Source organism: Williamsia sp. z71 (genome assembly GCF_059553375.1).
On record NZ_JCANWX010000004.1, the window covers coordinates 376051 to 396060 of the forward strand.

Below are 20010 nucleotides of genomic sequence, written 5' to 3' on the forward strand. Positions count from 1 at the left end.
GCCACTCACCATGCAACCGGCGCGAGATCTGAGATCGAACCAACCAAGCCAGCGGTGCACGACATCTGGGCCGGCCGCGTGTTCCACACCGACCCTGCAATAGCGCTCGGGTGTCATTTCAAGATCGCCAACACACAGGTAGAAGTCGCCATAGGCGCGCGATGACCCCCCATCGCCCTCTCGGCAAAGTTCGAGCGCTGTCGCGTCTTGACAGAGACAAAAGGCACCCGAAGCCAGAACCGATTCAGTCGGAGGGCGTGCCGATGCCGCGGAGAAGGTTGTCGACCAGCGCGTCGGCGAAGGCGATGGTCAAGGGTTGCGCCGGGAGCAACAGGCGGTGATAGGCCGCGCCCCACAACTGGTCGACGACGACTTCGAGGTCGATGTCAGCACCAACCTCGCCCGCCTCCTGCGCCGATCGAAGACGGTCGACCGCCAGTTGACGGCGCGGCCGCGTATAGGTCGACTCGATCGTTGCGGCGAGCGCAGGATCCGATTGAGAAATCCCTACCAACTCTGCGATCACCCGACCGCGAGGGGTATCGACGAGCAAGTGGATGAACGAATGCAGTTGCCCTTTGAGATCGCGACCGAGATCGCCGGAGTCCTCGAAACCCAGCTCCACCTGCACCGCCGCGAAATACGCTTCGAGCGCGAGCGCCCCCGGTGACGGCCACCATTTGTACAGGGTCATCTTGCTGACGCCGGCATGAGTTGCGACCTTGTCGAAGGTCACGGCCTTGATCCCGCCCGCGAACAACAGGTCCGCTGTCGCAGCCAGAACAGCCTCGTGCACTTCTGCGGCTGCGCGCCGCCCACGTCCGGCGCGCAGCTTGATCTCCTTGTCGGCGGGCAACCCGTCCGTCGTCATGGCCTCATCCCTTGCCTCATATGTACAAGTAGTCTACATTTTTAGTTATGTACAACTCGTACACATATGAACGGAGTGCGTCATGGACGACACGAAGCACAACGCCCGCACCGCCATCGTCTTCGGTGGCTCCGGCGGAATTGGAAAAGCAGTCGCCGAACGCCTTGCCGCCGACGGCAACAACGTGGTGGTCCACTACGCCGGACGCGCCGCGGCAGCCGATACGGTGGCCAACGGCATCACCGAACAGGGCGGCACTGCGATCACGGCCCGTGGTGACGTTGCGGACGAGGTGCAGATGGCGCATGTCTTCGATCAAACCGCCGAGCAGTTCGGTGGCGTCGACGTCGTTGTCAACACCGCGGGCATCATGCTGCTTGCGCCTGTAGTCGACATGAACCTCGACGACTTCGACCGCATGCACCGGACCAATGTCCGAGGGACGTTCGTCGTCTCCCAGCTCGCGGCCAAGAACCTGCGGCCGGGCGGCGCGCTGATCAACTTCTCCACCTCGATAACCCGTCTGCAACAACAGAATTACGCTGCGTATGCCGCGACCAAAGGCGCTGTCGAAGCGTTGACACTGATACTCGCGCGCGAACTACGAGGGCGCGACGTCACCGTCAATGTGGTCGCGCCCGGTCCGACCGCCACACCACTGTTCCTCGACGGCAAACCGAGCGAGCTGATCGACCGGCTGGCCAGTGCTGCACCACTCGAGCGATTGGGAGAGCCGGACGACATCGCAGAGGTCGTCGCCTTCCTGGCGGGACCGGGGCGGTGGGTGAACGGACAGACCCTGTACGCGAATGGCGGTATTGCGTGACTAGCTACTCACCGCATCCGACACCGACGCGCCGAGTGCGGCGTCTTTGGCCCACCGGTAGTCGGCCTTGCCGGCCGGCGTCCGTTTGATCTCATCGACCAACACCAGCTGACGGGGAATCTTGTAGCCTGCCAGCATCGTCCGGCAATGTTCCTGGATTTCGTCGAGGGTCGGCGCAGTCTGCTCCGGGCGGACCGCCACGACCGCCGACACCTTTTGACCCATCCGCTCGTCTGGGGCGCCGACCACCAACGCGTCGGCGACTGCCGGGTGCGCGTGCAGGCAGGCCTCGACCTCTTCGGCGAAAACCTTCTCACCACCGGTGTTGATGCACTGCGAGCCGCGTCCGAGGAAGACGATCGTTCCGTCGGCCTCGACGTGCGCCATGTCGCCGAGCACCGACACCCTGGTGCCATCCGGCAACGTGGGGAACGTTCGCGCCGACTTCTCCTCGTCGCCGTAGTAACCCAACGGCACGTTACCGATTCGCGCGATCATCCCCACCTCGCCGGAGCCCGGTTCGATCGGCTCCAGTTTTTCGTCGAGCACGGTCATCTTCGGCGACGGCGGCATAGCCAGCGTGCCGTCCTCCCGAACCTCGAAGGCACCGTCGTTTCCGGATTCCGAGGCCCCGAAGTTGTCGCGCAGCAACAACTCCGGCTTTGCCGCGACCATTCGATCCCGCACACCGACCGACCAGACCGCACCGCCGGAGGTAATCGAGAACAGGGCCGACATGTCGACCTCGTCCTTCAGTTTGTTCATTGCATCGGCCAGCGGGGAGCCCATGCCGTCGCCGACGATCAAGATCACGTTGACCTTGTCGGACTCGATGGAGCGCACCACTTTTTCGGGGTCGAATGCTCGCATCAACACCAGCCGGGCGCCCAGGGTCAAGAACGTGAACAGCGAGTACAGCGCCGCACCGTGCATCAACGGCGCCGCGATCAGGAACGCCAGTTCCGGGAATTCCTTCGCCGCCGCGGCCACTTCGCCGAGATTCTTACGCGGGTTGTTGTCCTCGTAGGGGTTACCGCCCGACAACGGCTTGTGGAAGAAATCGTCGTGCCGCCACATCACACCTTTGGGGTAGCCGGTGGTGCCGCCGGTGTAGAGAACCCACAGCTCATCGCCGGTCCGGGGTTCGAAGTCGCGCTCATCCGAATATCCCTCCGGCGCAAAGGGAGCGATGGTCACTCCGGCCTGCGCCGCCGCATCGGTCAAGGCCTGGGACACCTCACCGATCACCAGCACCGTACGCAGCGTCGGGATCTGTCCGACGATCTGTGCCAGGTTCTCCTGGTGTTCGAGCTCTTCGACGACGATCGCCACCGAGTCGGAATTCTCGAAGATGTAGAGCAACTCCGCCGGGGTGTATCGATAGTTGATGTTGATGGGGACGGCGCGCAACTTGATGACACCGAGGATCGTGGTGACGTGCTCCAGGCTGTTCTTGAGGAACAGCGAGACATGCTCGCCGGCACAGATTCCCGCGGCGGACAGCATGTGCGCGACCTGATTCGACTCACGCTCGAGCAGGCGGTAGCTGTGGTCGACACCCTCGTAGGTCAACGCGATTCGGTCGGGAACCGAATCGGCGACAGTCTCGAATACATCGGCGAGGTTGAAAGCCATCTGAGAAATCTCCTTTGCGACGAGAACTGGGCACGAACTATGCGGTGAGGACGAGACCGCTGGTGGGGACGCCGGTTCCGGCTGTGACCACCACCGCACCTGCCCCGTCGACCTGATTGACCGATTGACCCCGCAACTGCCGGACAGCTTCTGCGATGCCATTCATTCCGTGGATGTACGCCTCCCCCAGCTGCCCACCATGGGTGTTGAGCGGCAGCCGACCACCCACCTCGAGCGCACCGGGCTCGCGGACAAGGTCTTTCGCCTCACCGCGACCACAGAACCCGAGCTCCTCGAGTTGCATCAGCGTGTACGGGGTGAAGTGGTCATAGAGGATCGCGACGTCCATGTCTTCGGGGCGAAGACCCGATTGCTCCCACAACTGCCTGCCCACCAGGCCCATCTCGGGGAGTCCGGCGATGTCGTCGCGGTAGTAGCTGGTCATGATGTATTGGTTTTCACCACTGCCGGACGCCGCACCGGCAACGACAACCGGGGTGTGCGGCAGATCCCTGGCCCGCTCGGCCGACACCACCACGATCGCCACACCACCATCGGATTCCTGGCAGCAATCGAGAAGGTGCAGGGGCTCGGCAATGTACCGCGAGTTCTGATGGTCGTCGAGCGTGATGGGCTTACCGTAGAAGAAGGCTTCCGGGTTGACGGCGGCATGCTTTCGATCGACGACCGCGATCTGCCCGAAGTCCGTACTGGTGGCGCCGTATTCGTACATGTACCGCTGGGCAACCATCGCCACGAACGCGGCCGGGGTGCTCAGTCCGTGGGGGTAGCTGAAGGCGTTGTCGGTGCCCGACGAGTTGTCCTGCGCGACCAGCGAGGTGTTCACCTGCCCGAACCGCATCCCTGACCGTTCGTTGAAGGCCCGGTAGGCGACCACCACATCCGCAACCCCGGTGGCCACCGCCATCGCCGCCTGCTGCACGGTGGAACACGCCGCTCCCCCACCGAAGTGGATGCGGGAGAAGTATTTCAGCTCACCAATACCCGAGGCGCGGGCGACCGCGATCTCGGTGTTGGTGTCCATGGTGAATGACACCAGCCCGTCCACGTCCGCCGGTGTCAGGCCCGCGTCGGCGAGTGCGGCGGTCACCGCTTCGGCGGCGAGTCGCAATTCGCTGCGTCCCGAGTTCTTGGAGAAGTCGGTGGCGCCGATACCGACGATCGCCGCCTTGCCGGACAGTCCGCTCATCGGCCCACTTCCGCTTCGCTTTTCCCTGCCGGAGCAGGGACTTTCGTGTGGTCCATCACCAGCGTCACCACCGACGTCACATGATTGCCCAGGCTGTCTTTGCCCACCACGTCGACGGTCACCAGATCGTCGTCCACCGCGCTCACGGTGCCGGCGAGCGTCAACGTGTCGTAGGCGTACCAGGGAACACCCAGCCGCAGCTTGATCGACCGGATCTGTGCGCGTTGCCCCGCCCAGTCGGTGATGTACCGCTGCACCAGTCCGGTGTCGGTGAGGATGTTGACAAAGATGTCCTTCGAACCCTTCTGATGAGCCAGGTCGCGATCGTGATGGACATCCTGAAAGTCCCTGGTGGCCAAGGCCGTCGAGACCACGAACGTAGGCGTCGCGTTCACCGTGAGACCGGGCAGTTCCAGGCCGACGGCAACGGCGGGCGGGGTGACGGGAACACTCATGACTTCACTCCTGTCCCAGCCGGCTGCCACGCATACAACGTCCAGGCATCTGCACCATCAGCGGCCGGAAAGTCGAGGAACTCGACACGTACCGGAAGTCCGATCTCGACCTGCGCGGGATCGACCCCGCGCAGCTCACCCAGAAGCCGTACTCCTTCTTCGAGTTCGACCAACGCGACGACAAACGGCAACTCCCGGCCCGGAACCTTCGGTGCATGGTGCACCACATAGCTGTAGACGGAGCCCAGGCCGGCGGCGACCACGAAGTCGGTGTCTTCACCCTTGGTCTTCCAGATCGCCGGCACCGGCGGATGGCGCAGCGACCCGTCTTCGAGTTTCTGGATGCGCAACTCGTGCTCGCGCACACCATCCCAGAAGAACAGGGTGTCCAGAGAAGGTGTGGGGCGCATCATCTTTGCCGGATCAAAGCCGGACGTCGGTGAACTGAGCGACGAGATCACCGCACTGTCGGCGACAGCGGGCCCAGGATCCCGGACCGACACAGCGTCTTTGGCAGGCGGCCGGAACTTGAGGATCCGGAAGTCCATCTCGGCGACGACTTCATCGCCGACCTTCCAGGTGTTCCTGGTGGTGAAGAACCAGCCCTCACCGAGCCCGGTCTGTTTGGGCCCCACCACATCTGTCAGCGCAGCCTCGATGGTGACCTCTTCACCCGGCTTCGTGTACCGGTGATAGGTCGAATCACAATTGGTCGCGACGACGGACGTGTACCCCGCCTCGTCCAGAATCTGCGTGACCCGACCGAGCGGGTCGTCGTCGGCGCGCGACCCGGTCAAGCCCCGCATCGTCCAGACCTGAGCCATCGCCGGAGGTGCCACGATGCCGTCGTAACCGGCCCCACGCGCGGCCTCGTCATCGACATAGATCGGGTTGGCATCCCCGATGGCCTCGGTCCAGTTGTTGATCATGGCCGTGTTGATGGGGTCACGTCCGGCGACCGGAGCGCTGGTTCCTGCGGCCCGGACCCGGTCGGTGGCCGCGATGATCGCCGACGCGTCAACAGTTGTCATGCAAGGACTCCTCTCAGCGCTTTCCACGGGGCAGGCCGAGCCCGGCGGTCGCGATCATCTCCCGCATCACCTCGTTGACACCGCCGCCGAAGGTGATCACGACATTTCGTTTGGCCTGGACGTCGAACCAGTCGGCGAGGGCCGCGGTCTGCGGGTCGGAGAAATCCCCGTGCCTGCCCAGGATCTCGTCGATCAACCGGTGGACGTGCTGCAGTCGTTCGGTGGCGAAGACCTTGGTTGCCGCGGCGTCCGCCATCGAGATCGAGTCACCGCCCGCCGCCACCTGCCAGTTGAGCAGTTCATTGATCCGGTAATAGGCATGCAGTTCTGCCAGAGCACGTTTCACGTCCGCATGCTTTGCCGGAACGGTGCCGTCAGGCCCCGGCCGCTGCGCCCATTCCGTGATTTTTGCGAGGAGTCCGTCGAGTCGTCCGGCGGGTCCGAGCATGACGCGCTCATGGTTGAGCTGCGTGGTGATCAGGCGCCATCCGCCATTGACCTCACCGACGACCATGTTCGCCGGCACCACCACATCCGAGTAGTAGGTGGCGTTGACGTGATGGGCGTGATCGGCGGTGATGATCGGGGTCCAGCTGTAACCGGGGTCGGTGGTGTCGACGATCAGGATCGAGATGCCCTTGTGCTTGGCCACGTCCTTGTCGGTGCGGCAGGCGAGCCACACGAAGTCGGCATCATGCCCGCCGGTGGTGAAGATCTTCTGCCCGTTGACGATGAACTCGTCCCCGCGACGTACCGCGGTGGTCTTGAGTGACGCGAGGTCGGTACCGGCGTCCGGTTCGGTGTAGCCGATGGCGAAATGGACCTCGCCGGCAAGGATCGCGGGCAGGAACCGTAGCTTCTGCTCGTCGGTCCCATAGAGCTGCAGCGTCGGGCCGACCGTCTGCAATGTCACCGACGGCAACGGGACGTCCGCCCGCGCGGCCTCGTTGACGAAGATCTGCTGTTCGATCTGGCCAAAACCTCGGCCGCCGTATTCTTTTGGCCATCCGACGCCGAGCCAGCCGTCCTTGCCCATCTGACGGATCACCTTGCGATAGGTGGGACCGTGCCGCTCGGTGAGCATGACTTGCGCGTCTTCGTCGGAGATCAGCGTCGAGAAGTATTCGCGCAACTCTTGTTTCAGATCGCGCTGCTGCGGGGTGAGATCGATGAACATCAGGTTTACGCTCCTGCCTCTACCTGCTCGGCCAGTGCATCGAGACGACTGGTGGGTCCGCCGACCAGACGAGCCAGGTCTTTGGCGATCGAGAAGTACCGGTGCAGGGGGTACGTGAGGTCGACGCCGATACCACCGTGCAGGTGGACCATCGTCCGCATCGTCGCCGGGATCTCCTGCGCCAGCCAGTACGTCGCCACCGCCAGATCCGTCCCCGCATCAAGACCTTCGGACAACCGCCAGCCGGCGGCCGTGGTTGCCAATGTCATCGACCGGGCCACCACGTAGATGTCGGCGAGCTGCTGCTGCACGGCCTGGAATGTCCCGAGTGGTTTGTCGAACTGGATGCGCTCGGTGACGTGGGTGGCCGTCAGGTTCATCGCACCGGCGACCAGTCCATCGGCGTAGGCGGCGATGCCCAGCGCGTGGTGCGCTGTCAACCACTCCGGATCGCCCTCGACGACGGTCTCGACGGGCACATTGTCGAATCGGACTGTGTACTCGCCCCATCCGGACGACGAGGTCGTCCGGACAACGGTCACTCCCGGGGCGTCGGCGGACACGATGGCAACACCCGCGTCGGTGGCGACGATCAAGGCGCTCGCGCCGTCGGCATGCAGCACACCGGTTTTGGTTCCGGTGAGCTTCCCGCCCGACACCGAGGTGTGCGGGGTGGCCGTCATGGCGGCGCCCGGTTCGTTGATCGCGGCGGCCAGCCAACCGCCCGCCTGCACCGCGGCACCGAGCGCGGCCGCCGCATCGGGAGCCCGGGTGGCCAACGGCGCCAGGCCCGAGATCAGGGTCCCGATGGCGGGTGTCACGGCCGCGGACCGACCCAAGGAGGTGGCGACGGGTATCAGCCCGTCGACACCGACATCATCACCGCCCTGGCTCTCGGGCAACGGCAGCGCGAGCACGCCACCGCCACCGAGCGCCGACCACAACGAGGTCTCGAACCCGCCGCGATCTGTCAGATCTGCGTCCCAGGCCGTCTCGTGCCGTTCGAGCACCGAGCCCATGACATCGCTCACAGTTTGGGCGGTGGAATCCAGCGTGAAATCCACGTTCTACACCCCTCCGAAGAATTAGAACTTGTTCTAGTTGTATCAGACGAACACGGTGTCCGTTTCGGACTTGGGCGAAGCCGCGGAACGAGCTACCGGGGCAGACCCAGCAGGCGCTCGGCCGTGGCCGTGAGCAAGATCTGCGTGGTGCCGCCCGCGATCGACAGGCACCGGTTCAGCAGGAATGTGTCGGCAGCCGGGGACAACGCCATACCTTCGGTACCGCGGAGCTGCTGGGCGAACTCGGGTACCGATTGCCGATGCCGTACCCCGATGAGCTTGCGGACGCCGGCGACCGCCCCCGGATCCGTCCCGTTGATCGACCCGAGGACCGTCCGCAGATCCAGTACCTGTCCCAGTTGCGCCTGCACGATGAGGTCGCCTAGCTGTTCGGCCTGAGCATCGGTCAGGATCGTGTCACCGACCTGCTCGAGTAGCGCTTCCATTTCTTTGCCCAGGGCCGAGCCACCCATCGCCACCCGTTCATTGGCCAACGTGGTGCGCGCCAGCCGCCAGCCGTTGTCGACCTCCCCGACCACACAGTCGTCGGGGACGAAAACGTCGTCGAGGAAGACCTCGTTGAACAGGGACCGACCGGTCAACTCGCGGAGCGGCCGCGTCTGGATCCCGTCCGACTTCATGTCGACCAGGAAGTAGGTGATGCCCTTGTGCTTGGGGACATCAGGGTTCGTCCGGGCCAGGCAGATGGCCCAATCGGCCTCGTGTGCGTGCGACGACCAGACCTTCTGCCCCTGCAACCGCCAGCCACCGTCGACCTTGGTGGCCCGGGTCCGCAGTGAGGCGAGGTCCGAACCCGCGCCCGGCTCGGAGAACAGCTGGCACCACAGCAATTCGCCATCGAGGGTCGCCTTCACGAACCGCTCGCGCTGCGCATCGGTACCGTGCGCGACGATCGTCGGGATCGCCCAGCCGGCGATCACCAGATCCGGCCGTCGAACTCCTGCGCGTTCGAGCTCGGAATCGATGAGTACCTGGTGAGACGCGTCGGCACCGAGGCCGTACGGCGCCGGCCAGTGCGGCGTCAGATATCCGCCTGCCGCGAGCGCCCGGCGCCGGTCCGGTGCGGCCGCAATCGACTCCACCTGCTCCCGCACCTGCGGACGGTCACGCTCGGCGTCCCCCAGGTCGATCGTGAACGTCCGCCGGATCCCCGCCCGGTTCAGCTCGGCGACCCGCATGCGCCACCGGCCGGGACCGCCCAGCTGGGCCTGCCAGGCCAACGCTCGGCGCAGGTAGAGATGCGCGTCATGCTCAAAGGTGAACCCGATTCCGCCGAGCACCTGGATGCAGTCCTTGGCGTTGGCCACGGCCAGTTCGGCGACCACCGCCGCGGCCGCCGCGGCGCTGATCTCCAGCTGCACGGTCGCAGCCTCGCGATTGGCGCCCTCGGCCTCGGTCAATTCGTCGATGGCCTCGGCGAGGTCCCAGGCCGCGGCACCAACCAGTTCGCTGCGACAGAGCATTTCCGCGCACATGTGTTTGACGGCCTGAAAGCTCCCGATCGGCGACCCGAACTGTTCGCGCACCTTCGCGTACTCGACGGCGGTGTCGAGGCACCAGCGGGCGACTCCGGCCGCCTGAGCGGCGATCCCGGCGATGATCGTGGCCCGCACAAACGAGTCCGAGACATGCAAGACCTCGTGGGCCGGGATCCGAACCTGTTCGAACCGGACCCGCGCGAGGTCCATCGAGAAGTCGAGGGCCTCAACCCGCTCGCCGACCACACCCGGGGTCTTCGGTTCCAGCAGCACCCACCGCCGACTTCCCGCGATGTCCACCGGCGCCAGCAGGGCCACTCCGTCGGCGTATCCGGTCACCAGTCCGAGGTCACCGTCGGCCGACAGGACTCCGCGTTCGGCTTCGGTCGACAACGCCATGTCACCGCCCGTGAGCACACCCGTTGCGATGGCGACCCCGACCTCCCCCGCCAGCAACTGTCCGAGTAACGCGTTCTCGTTCGGGACACCTGCCACCGCGGCCAACAGTGCGCCGACAGCCGTTCCTGCCACCGGACCGGGAACGAGGCCGTAACCCGTTTGTTCGAGCATGACGGCGAGGTCGATGAACATCGCGTCCATTCCGCCCTGGCTCTCCGGCACGGCCGCCGCGAACACCCCGAGACCGGCGAGTTCGGGGAACAGCGCAGGCCAGGCATCGGCCTGGACGTCGGATCCCGGCTCGGCCGCCCGGACCGAGGTGATCGCCGACACCTTTTTGGACCATTGACCAATTGCATCGGCCACAGCGGTATGTTCTTGAGTGGTAGCGATCGTCATGGGCCTGAACATCCTGACTACTCGGAGTTGTCGGTGCGTAGTAGAACCTGTTCTAATATTGCACGTTCGAGACGGCAGAATGGAAGGGGCCGGGGCACGCGGCACCCAAATCGCATTTTCGGCAGCAGCGATTAACGTGTAGTTGGCCACTTGCAATAACGGTCATCCGACAGAAAACCCGGGCCCCCGAGGCGCAAAAGACGAAAGAGGTCAGTCCACTGATGGCAAGCCCGAATCCCACCAGCGGTTCGGTCGGCGACGCTGCCGTCGGTACCGAGGTCGACCTCGGCTCCAACGCCCAGCGTGAACGTCGCCGCCGCATCCTCGACGCGACGCTCGCCCTCGCCTCCAAAGGCGGCTACGACGCGGTACAGATGCGCGCTGTCGCCGACCGCGCCGACGTTGCCGTGGGAACCCTGTACCGGTACTTCCCGTCCAAGGTGCATCTGCTCGTCACCGCCCTGGCCCGCGAGTTCGAGGCCGTCGAGGCCCGCGCCGACAAGACCCGACTCCGCGGCGACACGCCACTCGAGCGTCTGCGCCACGTCCTGGACATGATCACCCTTGCGATGCAGCGTGATCCGCTGCTGACCGAGGCGATGACCCGCGCATTCATGTTCGCCGACGCATCGGCCTCCGCCGAGGTCGACAAGGTCGCGAACATCATCGACCGACTGCTCGCCAATGCCATGGTCGAAGGCGAACCCGCCGATCTCGATCTGAAGATCGCCCGCGTCGTGTCCGACGTCTGGATGTCGAACCTGGTGCAGTGGCTGACCCGCCGGGCCTCGGCCACCGACGTCACCAACCGCCTGGAGCTCACCATCACGCTTCTGCTCGCCGGCCGCGACCACGACGCCGCAAACAAGTAACCCGCAAGACTCGGCTCAATACCACTTCGGTCGACAACAAAGAAGGGGCGCAACCACTTTCGTGGCTGCGCCCCTTACTTTGTATCGACTACTTCTCGGAGTCGCCTGTCTTAGCCAGTTCCACCGGGGTGTCGGGAAGCTCGATCGGCCTCTTCGAACCCTTGAAGGTGAACTTGGCTTCGTCGCCGTCGCCTTCGCCATCCCAGTTCTCGACATCGACGACGATGATCTCGCCGGCACCGATCTCGTTGAACAGGATCTTCTCCGACAGCTGATCCTCGATCTCGCGCTGGATGGTGCGACGCAGCGGCCGGGCACCCAGGACGGGATCGAAACCACGCTTGGCGAGCAGGCTCTTGGCCTTCTCCGTCAGTTCGATATCCATGTCCTTGTTCTTCAACTGCTTCTCGACGCGGGCGATCATCAGGTCGACCATCTTGATGATCTCGTCCTTGGTGAGCTGATGGAACACGACGATGTCGTCGATACGGTTGAGGAACTCGGGACGGAAGTGCTTCTTGAGTTCGTCGTTGACCTTCTGCTTCATCCGCTCGTAATTCGAGCCCTCCGCATTGGACTGCGAGAAGCCCAGACCCACGGCCTTGGAGATGTCACTCGTACCGAGGTTCGAGGTGAAGATCAGCACGGTGTTCTTGAAGTCGACCGTACGACCCTGACCGTCGGTGAGACGGCCGTCCTCGAGCACCTGCAGGAGGGTGTTGTAGATCTCCTGATGTGCCTTCTCGATCTCGTCGAAGAGCACCACGGAGAACGGCTTGCGGCGCACCTTCTCGGTGAGCTGGCCGCCCTCTTCGTAGCCGACGTACCCGGGAGGGGCACCGAAGAGCCGCGACGCGGTGAACCGGTCGTGGAACTCGCCCATGTCGATCTGGATGAGCGCGTCGTCTTCGCCGAACAGGAAGTTCGCCAAGGCCTTGGACAGCTCGGTCTTACCGACACCGGACGGGCCGGCGAAGATGAACGAACCGGACGGGCGCTTGGGGTCCTTCAGACCGGCGCGGGTACGGCGGATCGCCTTGGAGACAGCCTTGACCGCTTCGGTCTGACCGATGATCCGCTTGTGGAGCTCATCCTCCATCCGGAGCAGACGGGTGGTCTCCTCCTCGGTGAGCTTGAAGACGGGGATACCGGTCCAGTTACCGAGGACCTCGGCGATCTCGTTGTCATCGACCTCGGCGACGATGTCCATGTCGCCACTGCGCCACTGCTTTTCACGCTCGCCGCGTTCGGTGACGAGCTGCTTTTCCTTGTCGCGCAGGTTCGCGGCCTTCTCGAAGTCCTGGGCGTCGATCGCCGATTCCTTCTCTTTGCGAGCATCGGCGATCCGGTCGTCGAACTCACGCAGGTCTGGCGGTGCGGTCATCCGGCGGATACGCATCCGGGCGCCCGCCTCGTCGATCAGGTCGATTGCCTTGTCCGGCAAGAACCGGTCGTTGATGTACCGGTCTGCCAGGGTCGCGGCAGCAGCCAGCGCGCCGTCGGTGATGGACACGCGGTGATGCGACTCGTAGCGGTCCCGCAGACCCTTGAGGATCTGGATGGTGTGCTCGACACTCGGCTCGCCGACCTGCACCGGCTGGAACCGACGCTCGAGAGCGGCGTCCTTCTCGATGTACTTGCGGTACTCGTCGAGGGTGGTCGCACCGATGGTCTGCAGCTCACCGCGGGCCAGCTTCGGCTTGAGGATGCTGGCCGCGTCGATGGCACCTTCGGCAGCACCTGCGCCGACGAGCGTGTGGAGCTCGTCGATGAACAGGATGATGTCGCCGCGGGTGTTGATCTCCTTGAGAACCTTCTTGAGGCGCTCTTCGAAGTCACCGCGGTAGCGGCTGCCGGCAACCAGCGACCCGAGGTCGAGGGTGTAGAGCTGCTTGTCCTTGAGCGTCTCGGGAACGTTGCCGTTCACGATCGCCTGGGCCAGGCCCTCGACGACGGCGGTCTTGCCGACGCCGGGCTCACCGATGAGCACCGGGTTGTTCTTGGTGCGGCGGCTCAGCACCTGCATGACGCGTTCGATTTCCTTCTCGCGCCCGATGACCGGGTCGAGCTTGCCCTCGGCGGCAGCTGCGGTCAGGTTGCGACCGAACTGATCGAGGACCAGCGAGGTCGACGGCGTGCCCGCCTCGGTGCTGCGACCGCCGGTGCCGGCTTCCTGGGGCTCCTTGCCCTGGTAACCCGAGAGGAGCTGGATGACCTGCTGACGCACCCGATTGAGATCGGCGCCGAGCTTGACCAGCACCTGAGCTGCCACGCCCTCGCCCTCGCGGATGAGGCCGAGCAGGATGTGCTCGGTGCCGATGTAGTTGTGGCCGAGCTGCAACGCCTCACGCAGCGAGAGTTCGAGGACCTTCTTCGCGCGGGGAGTGAAAGGAATGTGCCCGGACGGCGCCTGCTGACCCTGGCCGATGATCTCCTCGACCTGGCTGCGTACGCCTTCGAGCGAGATTCCCAGCGACTCGAGCGACTTGGCGGCAACGCCTTCGCCCTCGTGGATCAGACCCAGCAGGATGTGCTCGGTACCGATGTAGTTGTGATTGAGCATCCGCGCTTCTTCTTGAGCCAGGACTACAACCCGACGAGCGCGGTCGGTGAACCGTTCGAACATTGTTCTCCCTTACGTTTCAATGGGTCGAGCTCGGCCTAAGCTTCATGTCCCAGTCTGACTGGTCCACCGGCGTCGATCTCCCCAGGGTGGGCATATACCGAGAGCGACGTCGATGCGTCGGCCTCAGCAGCCTTGGCTCCACTCTAATGGCCGCAGGTCACCGGCACCGCAGATGTCTCACCCTGTTCGACCCGAAGGCCCGTTTTCAGACCTACCAACCCATCAACACCGCAGCTTACGCGGGGTATCGATGTTCGATACGCCGTCAGCGAACGGGACACCCGTCCTTCGATCGCGATGAGTTTTATCCGATCGCGGATGGTTTGGAGTGCCACACCAGCAGGAATCCGGTCGCAGAGCGCTGCGCCCGCGCGCCGAGTGAACGATGGACGGCTCCGGGTTCTCCGACCCCGCCCCCACCCGGCTAACGAGACACCAGACCGGTGATGAGCACCGTCAGCGCGCCGGTGTCGAGCACCGCCCGGACGATGTTCCAGCGCACCCACGGCCCCTCGAACGCTTCTCGGACCGCGCGCAGATCGCTGATCCGCTCCGGGTCGCCGACGGCGGCGATCTGATTGTTGAGCGGGATGTTGAAGGCGATCGTGGTGATCAGCGTCAGTCCGTAGAGGACCGCGCCGGCCACGATCCACCACAGCATCGCGTGGTCGCGGTAGAGGACCGCGGCGACCACCGTGAAGCCCAGACCGCCGAAGAACACCAGCAGAAACAGCGGATTGACGATGGCCACGTTGATCCGCTGCATCACCGACACGAAGGACGCATCGTCGACGCGTCTGAGCGCAGGCATCACGGCGATGGCAAAGGCGGCATAGAGACCGGCCATCAGACCGACCGCCACCACTCCGAGGACGAGTAGCGATTCGCGAACCACGGTCATGACCAGGCTCCCTGTGATGCCGCCCTCTTCACCACATCGGAGAAGTCGCCGGGTGCGCGTCCGAGGATCTCGCGGACACCGTCGGTCACCGATTCGTTGCGCCCGTCGAACAGCGTTCCGAACAGCGCCATCACCATGTCCGTGTACTCCTGACCGATTCCGGCGGCCAGCAGCGCGCTGCGATAATCGACGTCGGAGACCGACACGAACGCGATGTCGCGGCCGAGTGCGCCGGCGATCTCGGCGGTGGCGTCGGCAAAGGTGAGCAACCGCGGGCCGGTCAGCTCGTAGACCCGTCCGGTGTGGCCGGTCCCGGTCAGCGCTTCGAGCGCGGCGTCGGCGATGTCGTCGGCGTCGAGGAACGGCTCACCGACCGGTCCGACCGGCAGCACCACCTCGCCGCCGCGAATATCGTCGACCAAGAAGGCCTCACTGAAGTTCTGGGCAAACCAGCTGCACCGCAACACGGTTGCGGGTGTTCCGGCCCCGAGGACCACCTCTTCACACGCCTTCGCCTCGGGCTCGCCACGCCCGGACAACAAGACGAGCCGGTCGACACCGGCGTCGTCGGCCGCAGCGACAAAGGCGGTGATGTCATCGACGGAGTCCGGCACGATCAGGTCGGGTTGATAGGTGATGTACACAGCGCCGGCACCTTCGAGCGCGGGTTTCCAGGTACCGCGGTCGGTCCAATCGAAATGCGTGGCCGAGGTACGACTGGCCCGCCGGACCGGCACTCCGGCGCGGTCGAGTCGATCTGTCACTCGCGCACCGGTTTTGCCGGTGGCACCGACCACCAGGACGGGACGTTGTTCTCGGGTTTCCGTTGTATTTGTCATGTGAACCAGTACAGGCGATGAATACGAGCGTTTCCATGGTTTATCCGCTCGCTTTCATGTTCAATCGTCTTGTGGATGCGCTTGGCAGTGTGCTCAACGGACCCCGCGCGAAAGACGCGTTCTTGTTGCGGGTGGTGATGTCGCCGCCCTGGTCCGTCCGAATCGAGGACAAGGCCCCACTGACGGTGGTGGTGACCGTGTCCGGGACCGCCGCCATCGACTTCGACGACGGAGAGCACGCGGACGTACATCGCGGCGATGTCGCGATCATCCGCGGACCCGACCCGTACACCTATGGCGACGGCACCTCTGCGACCACCGCCATCATCGAAGAAGGCCAGCATTGCGTCGGCGACGACGGTGCCGAACTGGCCGACGAGATGCGCCTCGGCATCCGCAGTTGGGGCAACAGCGTCAATGGTGAATCGGTCTCGCTGGTCGGCGCCTACGGTGTGGCCGGCGAGGTGTCGACCAGGCTGCTGAACGCGCTCCCCCGACTGATCATTTTGCGTGACAACAACTCTCCGCTGATCGAGCTTCTCGCGGCCGAGATGTTGCGGGACGCCCCGGGACAAGAGGTGATGCTCGACCGGCTTCTCGACCTCGTCCTGATCGACTCGTTGCGCACCTGGTTCTCCACCACCGAGTCGGCGGGATCGAATTGGATTGCCGCCGAGTCGGATCCGGCGGTGGGTCGAGCACTGAGCCTGATCCACAACAATCCTGAGCAGTCGTGGACCGTGGCCGCCCTGGCCGCCCGGTGTTCGGTGTCGCGGGCCGTGCTGGCCAAGCGGTTCACCGAACTCGTCGGCGAACCGCCGATGGCGTATCTCACCGAATGGCGCCTGTCGCTCGCAGCCGACCTCCTGGCCGACGGAGGCCTCACGCTCGATGCCGTTGCGGCGCAGGTCGGCTACAGCGGCGCCTACGCGTTGAGCGCCGCCTTCAAGCGGGTTCGGGGCATCAGCCCCCGCGACCACCGCAGGTCCCTGGCGAGCTGAACCGGCGTGATTGGATGGGCGTCATGCTCAACGGCCGGTCCACCCCCGGAATCGGATTCGTCGTCTTTCTGCTGTCGATCGTCATGGCGGTCACGGTCGGAGCGGTGTTCGCGATGGATACGCCGCCCGAAGACACGTCCGAATACGACGGCGGCACGCTCCGGTCGTATCGGAGCGAACCCGCGGAGCGATGGAGCCTCGACCTCAGCGACATGCGCACGTACGGTTCCGGCGCCACACCCCTGGTCGCGGGCACCCATCACGACACCTGGCTGATCTCCTATCCGTCCGGAGACGGCACCACCTATCTCGCCATCGATCGCCGCGACGGCCGACGACTCTGGGCCCAGCCGATCGACGCCGGGCTGGGCACCTGCGCGATCAACGGCAAGGGTCAGGTCGGCTGCGCGGTGCGCCTGGCAGATCGTCCGGACGGTTTCTATATCGCCGACCTGGACACCGGAGAACTCGGCTCTCTCTCCGCCCTCGACAACACTGAGACCGTCACCGGATACGGGCCCGACTTCCTACGCGTCAACAGCTCCGGGTACCAGGTGAGCCGCAACTCGCCGAACGGCACCGAGATCTGGGCCCGCACCTTCGCCGGCGCCGCCACGGTCGAGGTGAACGGCACCGTCGCCATCGTCCGGGCGTCCGACGGCACACAGCATCTCATCGACCCGGACACCGGCGACGACCTGTTCGGATGCGCCTGCGATCTGGTGGTCTACCCGACCGGCATCGCGGCGCAGTTCTCGGAGCGGGGAGCCCAGCGCGTCGAGTTCCTCCGACCGGACGGCACCCGGACATCGGACAACGACAAGCAGCAATTGGTACCGGGCCGGTCCACCCTGCCCATCACGACGGGGGCCGGCAGCGAGCAGGTCTTCCAGACCCAGGGCACCTACGCCGCGTTCGACCCACAACAGAAGACCCGGCTATGGCAGGTCACCGACCCGGAGTTGTCGAAGGTCGGCGCCCGGCCCTGCGGTTCCACGGTCTCCTTTGCCCGCAAGGACGGCACGCGTTCGGTTCTCGACATCGTCTCGGCGGACAAACTGGGTGAGCTCCCCCGCAGCGATCCGATGGAGCCCTCCGCCAACATCGACATCCTCGGCTGCATCGGGCAGGGCGGCAACATCATCGTGTTCGGTGCCAACTCCCAGCTGACCGCCTACGACTTCACCACGGGCACCGTCGCGTGGCAGCGATCGGTGGTCGGCGGGCGGCCTGCCGTGGTCGACGGATACATCGTGCTCGAGGAGGGCACCACCCTCTCCCTGCTCGCTCCGTCGTAAAAAGTTCCCCGTTGGGCGTCGGAAAACCCCCGCCGCCGACGACTATGAGTATGTGAGCAGCTCAGCGGGTGGAAACTCCCACACTCCGTCCGGCCCGGCGCCGGCCGGTACTGCGCTGCTCGCTCTGTACGACGAGGCCTTGCCCGCGGTATACGGCTACCTGATCCGGCGGGCCGGTGACAAGAACATCGCCGAGGACATCACCTCGGACACGTTTCTGGCCGCCATGGACCGGGCACGAGTCGACGATTCGGTCGAGCCGTCGGTCCCGTGGCTCATCGGCATCGCCAGACACAAACTGGCCGACCACTGGCGCAAGATGCAACGCACCCCGACGCCGGTGGACGAGGTTCCGGATCAGCCGGCCGGCGACGAGTGGGATGTGCACCTCGACCGGATACTGGCCGAGTTCACCCTCGCGCGGCTCTCGACCACCCACCGCGCGGTGCTGACGCTGCGGTACGTCGACGACTGCACCGTGCCGCAGTGTGCCGAACTGCTCGGGCGCACGGTCATGGCCACCGAAGCGCTACTCACCCGGGCCAAGCGGGCTTTCCGCGCGGCCTACCCCGACAACACGATGCCCATCGCGAAGGGAGGCCAGTCATGAACGCTCCGAACTCATTCGACCCGTTCACCGTGCTGGCCACAGCCGACGTGCCGGTGTCCCCCGACGCCGACTTCGCACGTCGCCTGCGTACCCGCCTCGAGCGTGGACTCGAACTACCCGAAGGAATCACCATGAGCACCGACATCGGCTCTGCGCCGTCGGCCGAGAACCTTTCGTCGCAGATCCTCACCTCCGTGGAACGTCCAGGGGCACTGCCCTATCTCACCGTCGCCGATCCGGCCGCCGCCATCGACTGGTACGTCGCCAACCTCGGTGCCCGACTGCGCGGCGAACCGATCGTGATGGACGACGGCACCATCGGGCACGCCGAACTCCTGATCGGCGGTGGCGTGATCTACCTGGCCGGCGAGTTCGGTGACCTGGGCCTCAAAGCCCCTGCACCACAATCAGTCTCGGTATCACTGATGCTGCCGGTCTCCGACACCGACGCGGTGTTCACCCGCGCCCGCGACGGTGGCGCGACGGTCCAGCGTGAACCCTACGAAGATCACGGTGCCCGAACCGGTGTGATCGTCGATCCGTTCGGACATCGATGGATGATCACCGGGCCGACGACCGGTGCGAAGGTGGAACAGATCCACCGTGGGGACATCGGTTACTGCTCGCTGTGGACCACCGACGTCGACCGCGCCGCCACCTTCTACGGGTCGGTCCTGGGCTGGGAGTTCAACGCAGCCACCAGCCAGGTCACCAATCTCTCCCACCGCCTCGGGATCTACGAGGTTCCTGGCGATCCGACCATGCAGTGCGTGTACGCCGTCGACGACATCGACGCCGCCCGGTCCGCCATCATCGAGGCCGGTGGCACCCCGAATCAGGTGCAGCGGTTCGGCTTCGGCGAGCTACTCGATGCCGTCGACGACCAGGGTGTGGACTTTTCGATCTACCGGCCGAGAGGCCAGGAACCGCGTCCACCCCTCAACGCGACCGGCCACGGCGAACTCACGTATATGACCCTGTACACGCCGGACAGTGAGCGGCTTCGGGACTTCTACGGCCGAGTGCTGGGCTGGACGTTCAATCCCGGGCGCATCGATGACGGCTGGGAGGTCGACGGTATGCACCCGATGACCGGTATCGCCGGCGGCCAGGAGCGTTCGGTGGCGGTCCCGATGTGGGTCGTCGACGACATCGACGTCGCGGTCGCGCGGGTGCGTGAGGGCGGCGGCACCGTCCTGGATGGTCCGTCACAGCAGTCGTACGCCATCTCCGCCGAATGCCTCGACGATCAGGGCGCGCGCTTCTACCTCGGCCAGTACTGAGCTCCCCCGCACTC

The 20010-nt window shown here is 65.0% G+C and carries 17 protein-coding genes; 6 read left to right on the forward strand and 11 right to left on the reverse strand.

The features are described from left to right. Positions 1 to 244: 244 nt before the first annotated feature. Positions 245 to 796: a TetR/AcrR family transcriptional regulator gene (locus tag AC51GR_RS12450; RefSeq protein WP_496325064.1), complete on the reverse strand. Its 552-nt coding sequence runs from the start codon at positions 794 to 796 to the stop codon at positions 245 to 247. A gap of 157 nt (positions 797 to 953) precedes the next feature. Here AC51GR_RS12450 and AC51GR_RS12455 point away from each other — a divergent pair, with 157 nt between their 5' ends. Continuing rightward, a complete protein-coding gene (locus AC51GR_RS12455; RefSeq protein ID WP_496324946.1) occupies positions 954 to 1697 on the forward strand; it encodes an SDR family oxidoreductase in 744 nt (247 codons plus the stop codon). Here AC51GR_RS12455 and AC51GR_RS12460 read toward each other — a convergent pair whose 3' ends face one another. The 7 genes from AC51GR_RS12460 to AC51GR_RS12490 all read right to left on the reverse strand — a co-directional run bounded on the left by AC51GR_RS12460 (position 1698) and on the right by AC51GR_RS12490 (position 10566). Further along, on the reverse strand, positions 1698 to 3332 hold the full coding sequence (locus AC51GR_RS12460; RefSeq protein ID WP_496324947.1) for an AMP-binding protein: 1635 nt from the start codon (positions 3330 to 3332) through the stop codon (positions 1698 to 1700). A 37-nt stretch (positions 3333 to 3369) separates the two neighbouring features. Beyond that, positions 3370 to 4542 (reverse strand): lipid-transfer protein, encoded by a 1173-nt coding sequence (locus AC51GR_RS12465; protein ID WP_496324948.1) that lies wholly within the window; start codon positions 4540 to 4542, stop codon positions 3370 to 3372. Continuing rightward, positions 4539 to 4997, reverse strand: a complete 459-nt coding sequence (locus AC51GR_RS12470; RefSeq protein WP_496324949.1) for a hotdog family protein — start codon at positions 4995 to 4997, stop codon at positions 4539 to 4541. The genes AC51GR_RS12465 and AC51GR_RS12470 overlap by 4 nt, the downstream gene beginning before the upstream one ends. Next, a complete protein-coding gene (locus AC51GR_RS12475; protein ID WP_496324950.1) occupies positions 4994 to 6028 on the reverse strand; it encodes a bifunctional MaoC family dehydratase N-terminal/OB-fold nucleic acid binding domain-containing protein in 1035 nt (344 codons plus the stop codon). The genes AC51GR_RS12470 and AC51GR_RS12475 overlap by 4 nt, the downstream gene beginning before the upstream one ends. Before the next feature lie 13 nt (positions 6029 to 6041). Continuing rightward, on the reverse strand, positions 6042 to 7205 hold the full coding sequence (locus tag AC51GR_RS12480; RefSeq protein WP_496324951.1) for an acyl-CoA dehydrogenase family protein: 1164 nt from the start codon (positions 7203 to 7205) through the stop codon (positions 6042 to 6044). Between the two features lie 5 nt (positions 7206 to 7210). Further along, complete coding sequence (locus tag AC51GR_RS12485) at positions 7211 to 8269, reverse strand: acyl-CoA dehydrogenase family protein (RefSeq protein WP_496324952.1); 1059 nt, start codon at positions 8267 to 8269, stop codon at positions 7211 to 7213. Positions 8270 to 8361: 92 nt separating this feature from the next. Beyond that, positions 8362 to 10566 carry an acyl-CoA dehydrogenase family protein gene (locus AC51GR_RS12490; protein WP_496324953.1) on the reverse strand — a complete coding sequence of 735 codons (2205 nt, stop codon included), beginning with the start codon at positions 10564 to 10566 and terminating at the stop codon, positions 8362 to 8364. A gap of 221 nt (positions 10567 to 10787) precedes the next feature. On the opposite strand from AC51GR_RS12490, the gene kstR reads away from it, so the two are divergent. Next, on the forward strand, positions 10788 to 11438 hold the full coding sequence (kstR, locus tag AC51GR_RS12495) for a cholesterol catabolism transcriptional regulator KstR (protein WP_496324954.1): 651 nt from the start codon (positions 10788 to 10790) through the stop codon (positions 11436 to 11438). Positions 11439 to 11526: 88 nt separating this feature from the next. On the opposite strand, the gene AC51GR_RS12500 is transcribed toward kstR, so the two are convergent. From AC51GR_RS12500 to AC51GR_RS12510, 3 genes are all read right to left on the reverse strand, one after another. Continuing rightward, the gene (locus tag AC51GR_RS12500; protein ID WP_496324955.1) at positions 11527 to 14064 is read right to left on the reverse strand and encodes an ATP-dependent Clp protease ATP-binding subunit; all 2538 of its coding nucleotides are present in this window, start codon (positions 14062 to 14064) and stop codon (positions 11527 to 11529) included. A 424-nt stretch (positions 14065 to 14488) separates the two neighbouring features. After that, positions 14489 to 14965, reverse strand: a complete 477-nt coding sequence (locus AC51GR_RS12505; protein WP_496324956.1) for an anthrone oxygenase family protein — start codon at positions 14963 to 14965, stop codon at positions 14489 to 14491. Next, complete coding sequence (locus AC51GR_RS12510) at positions 14962 to 15804, reverse strand: Rossmann-fold NAD(P)-binding domain-containing protein (protein WP_496324957.1); 843 nt, start codon at positions 15802 to 15804, stop codon at positions 14962 to 14964. Before AC51GR_RS12510 ends, AC51GR_RS12505 begins: the two co-directional genes overlap by 4 nt. A gap of 71 nt (positions 15805 to 15875) precedes the next feature. Here AC51GR_RS12510 and AC51GR_RS12515 point away from each other — a divergent pair, with 71 nt between their 5' ends. From AC51GR_RS12515 to AC51GR_RS12530, 4 genes are all read left to right on the forward strand, one after another. After that, a complete protein-coding gene (locus AC51GR_RS12515) occupies positions 15876 to 16805 on the forward strand; it encodes an AraC family transcriptional regulator (protein WP_496325065.1) in 930 nt (309 codons plus the stop codon). 23 nt (positions 16806 to 16828) lie between these two features. Continuing rightward, positions 16829 to 18103: a hypothetical protein gene (locus tag AC51GR_RS12520; RefSeq protein WP_496324958.1), complete on the forward strand. Its 1275-nt coding sequence runs from the start codon at positions 16829 to 16831 to the stop codon at positions 18101 to 18103. Between the two features lie 115 nt (positions 18104 to 18218). Continuing rightward, positions 18219 to 18713, forward strand: coding sequence for an RNA polymerase sigma factor (locus AC51GR_RS12525; protein WP_496325066.1), 495 nt, complete (start codon positions 18219 to 18221; stop codon positions 18711 to 18713). After that, on the forward strand, positions 18710 to 19996 hold the full coding sequence (locus AC51GR_RS12530; RefSeq protein WP_496324959.1) for a VOC family protein: 1287 nt from the start codon (positions 18710 to 18712) through the stop codon (positions 19994 to 19996). The genes AC51GR_RS12525 and AC51GR_RS12530 overlap by 4 nt, the downstream gene beginning before the upstream one ends. Positions 19997 to 20010: the final 14 nt, after the last annotated feature.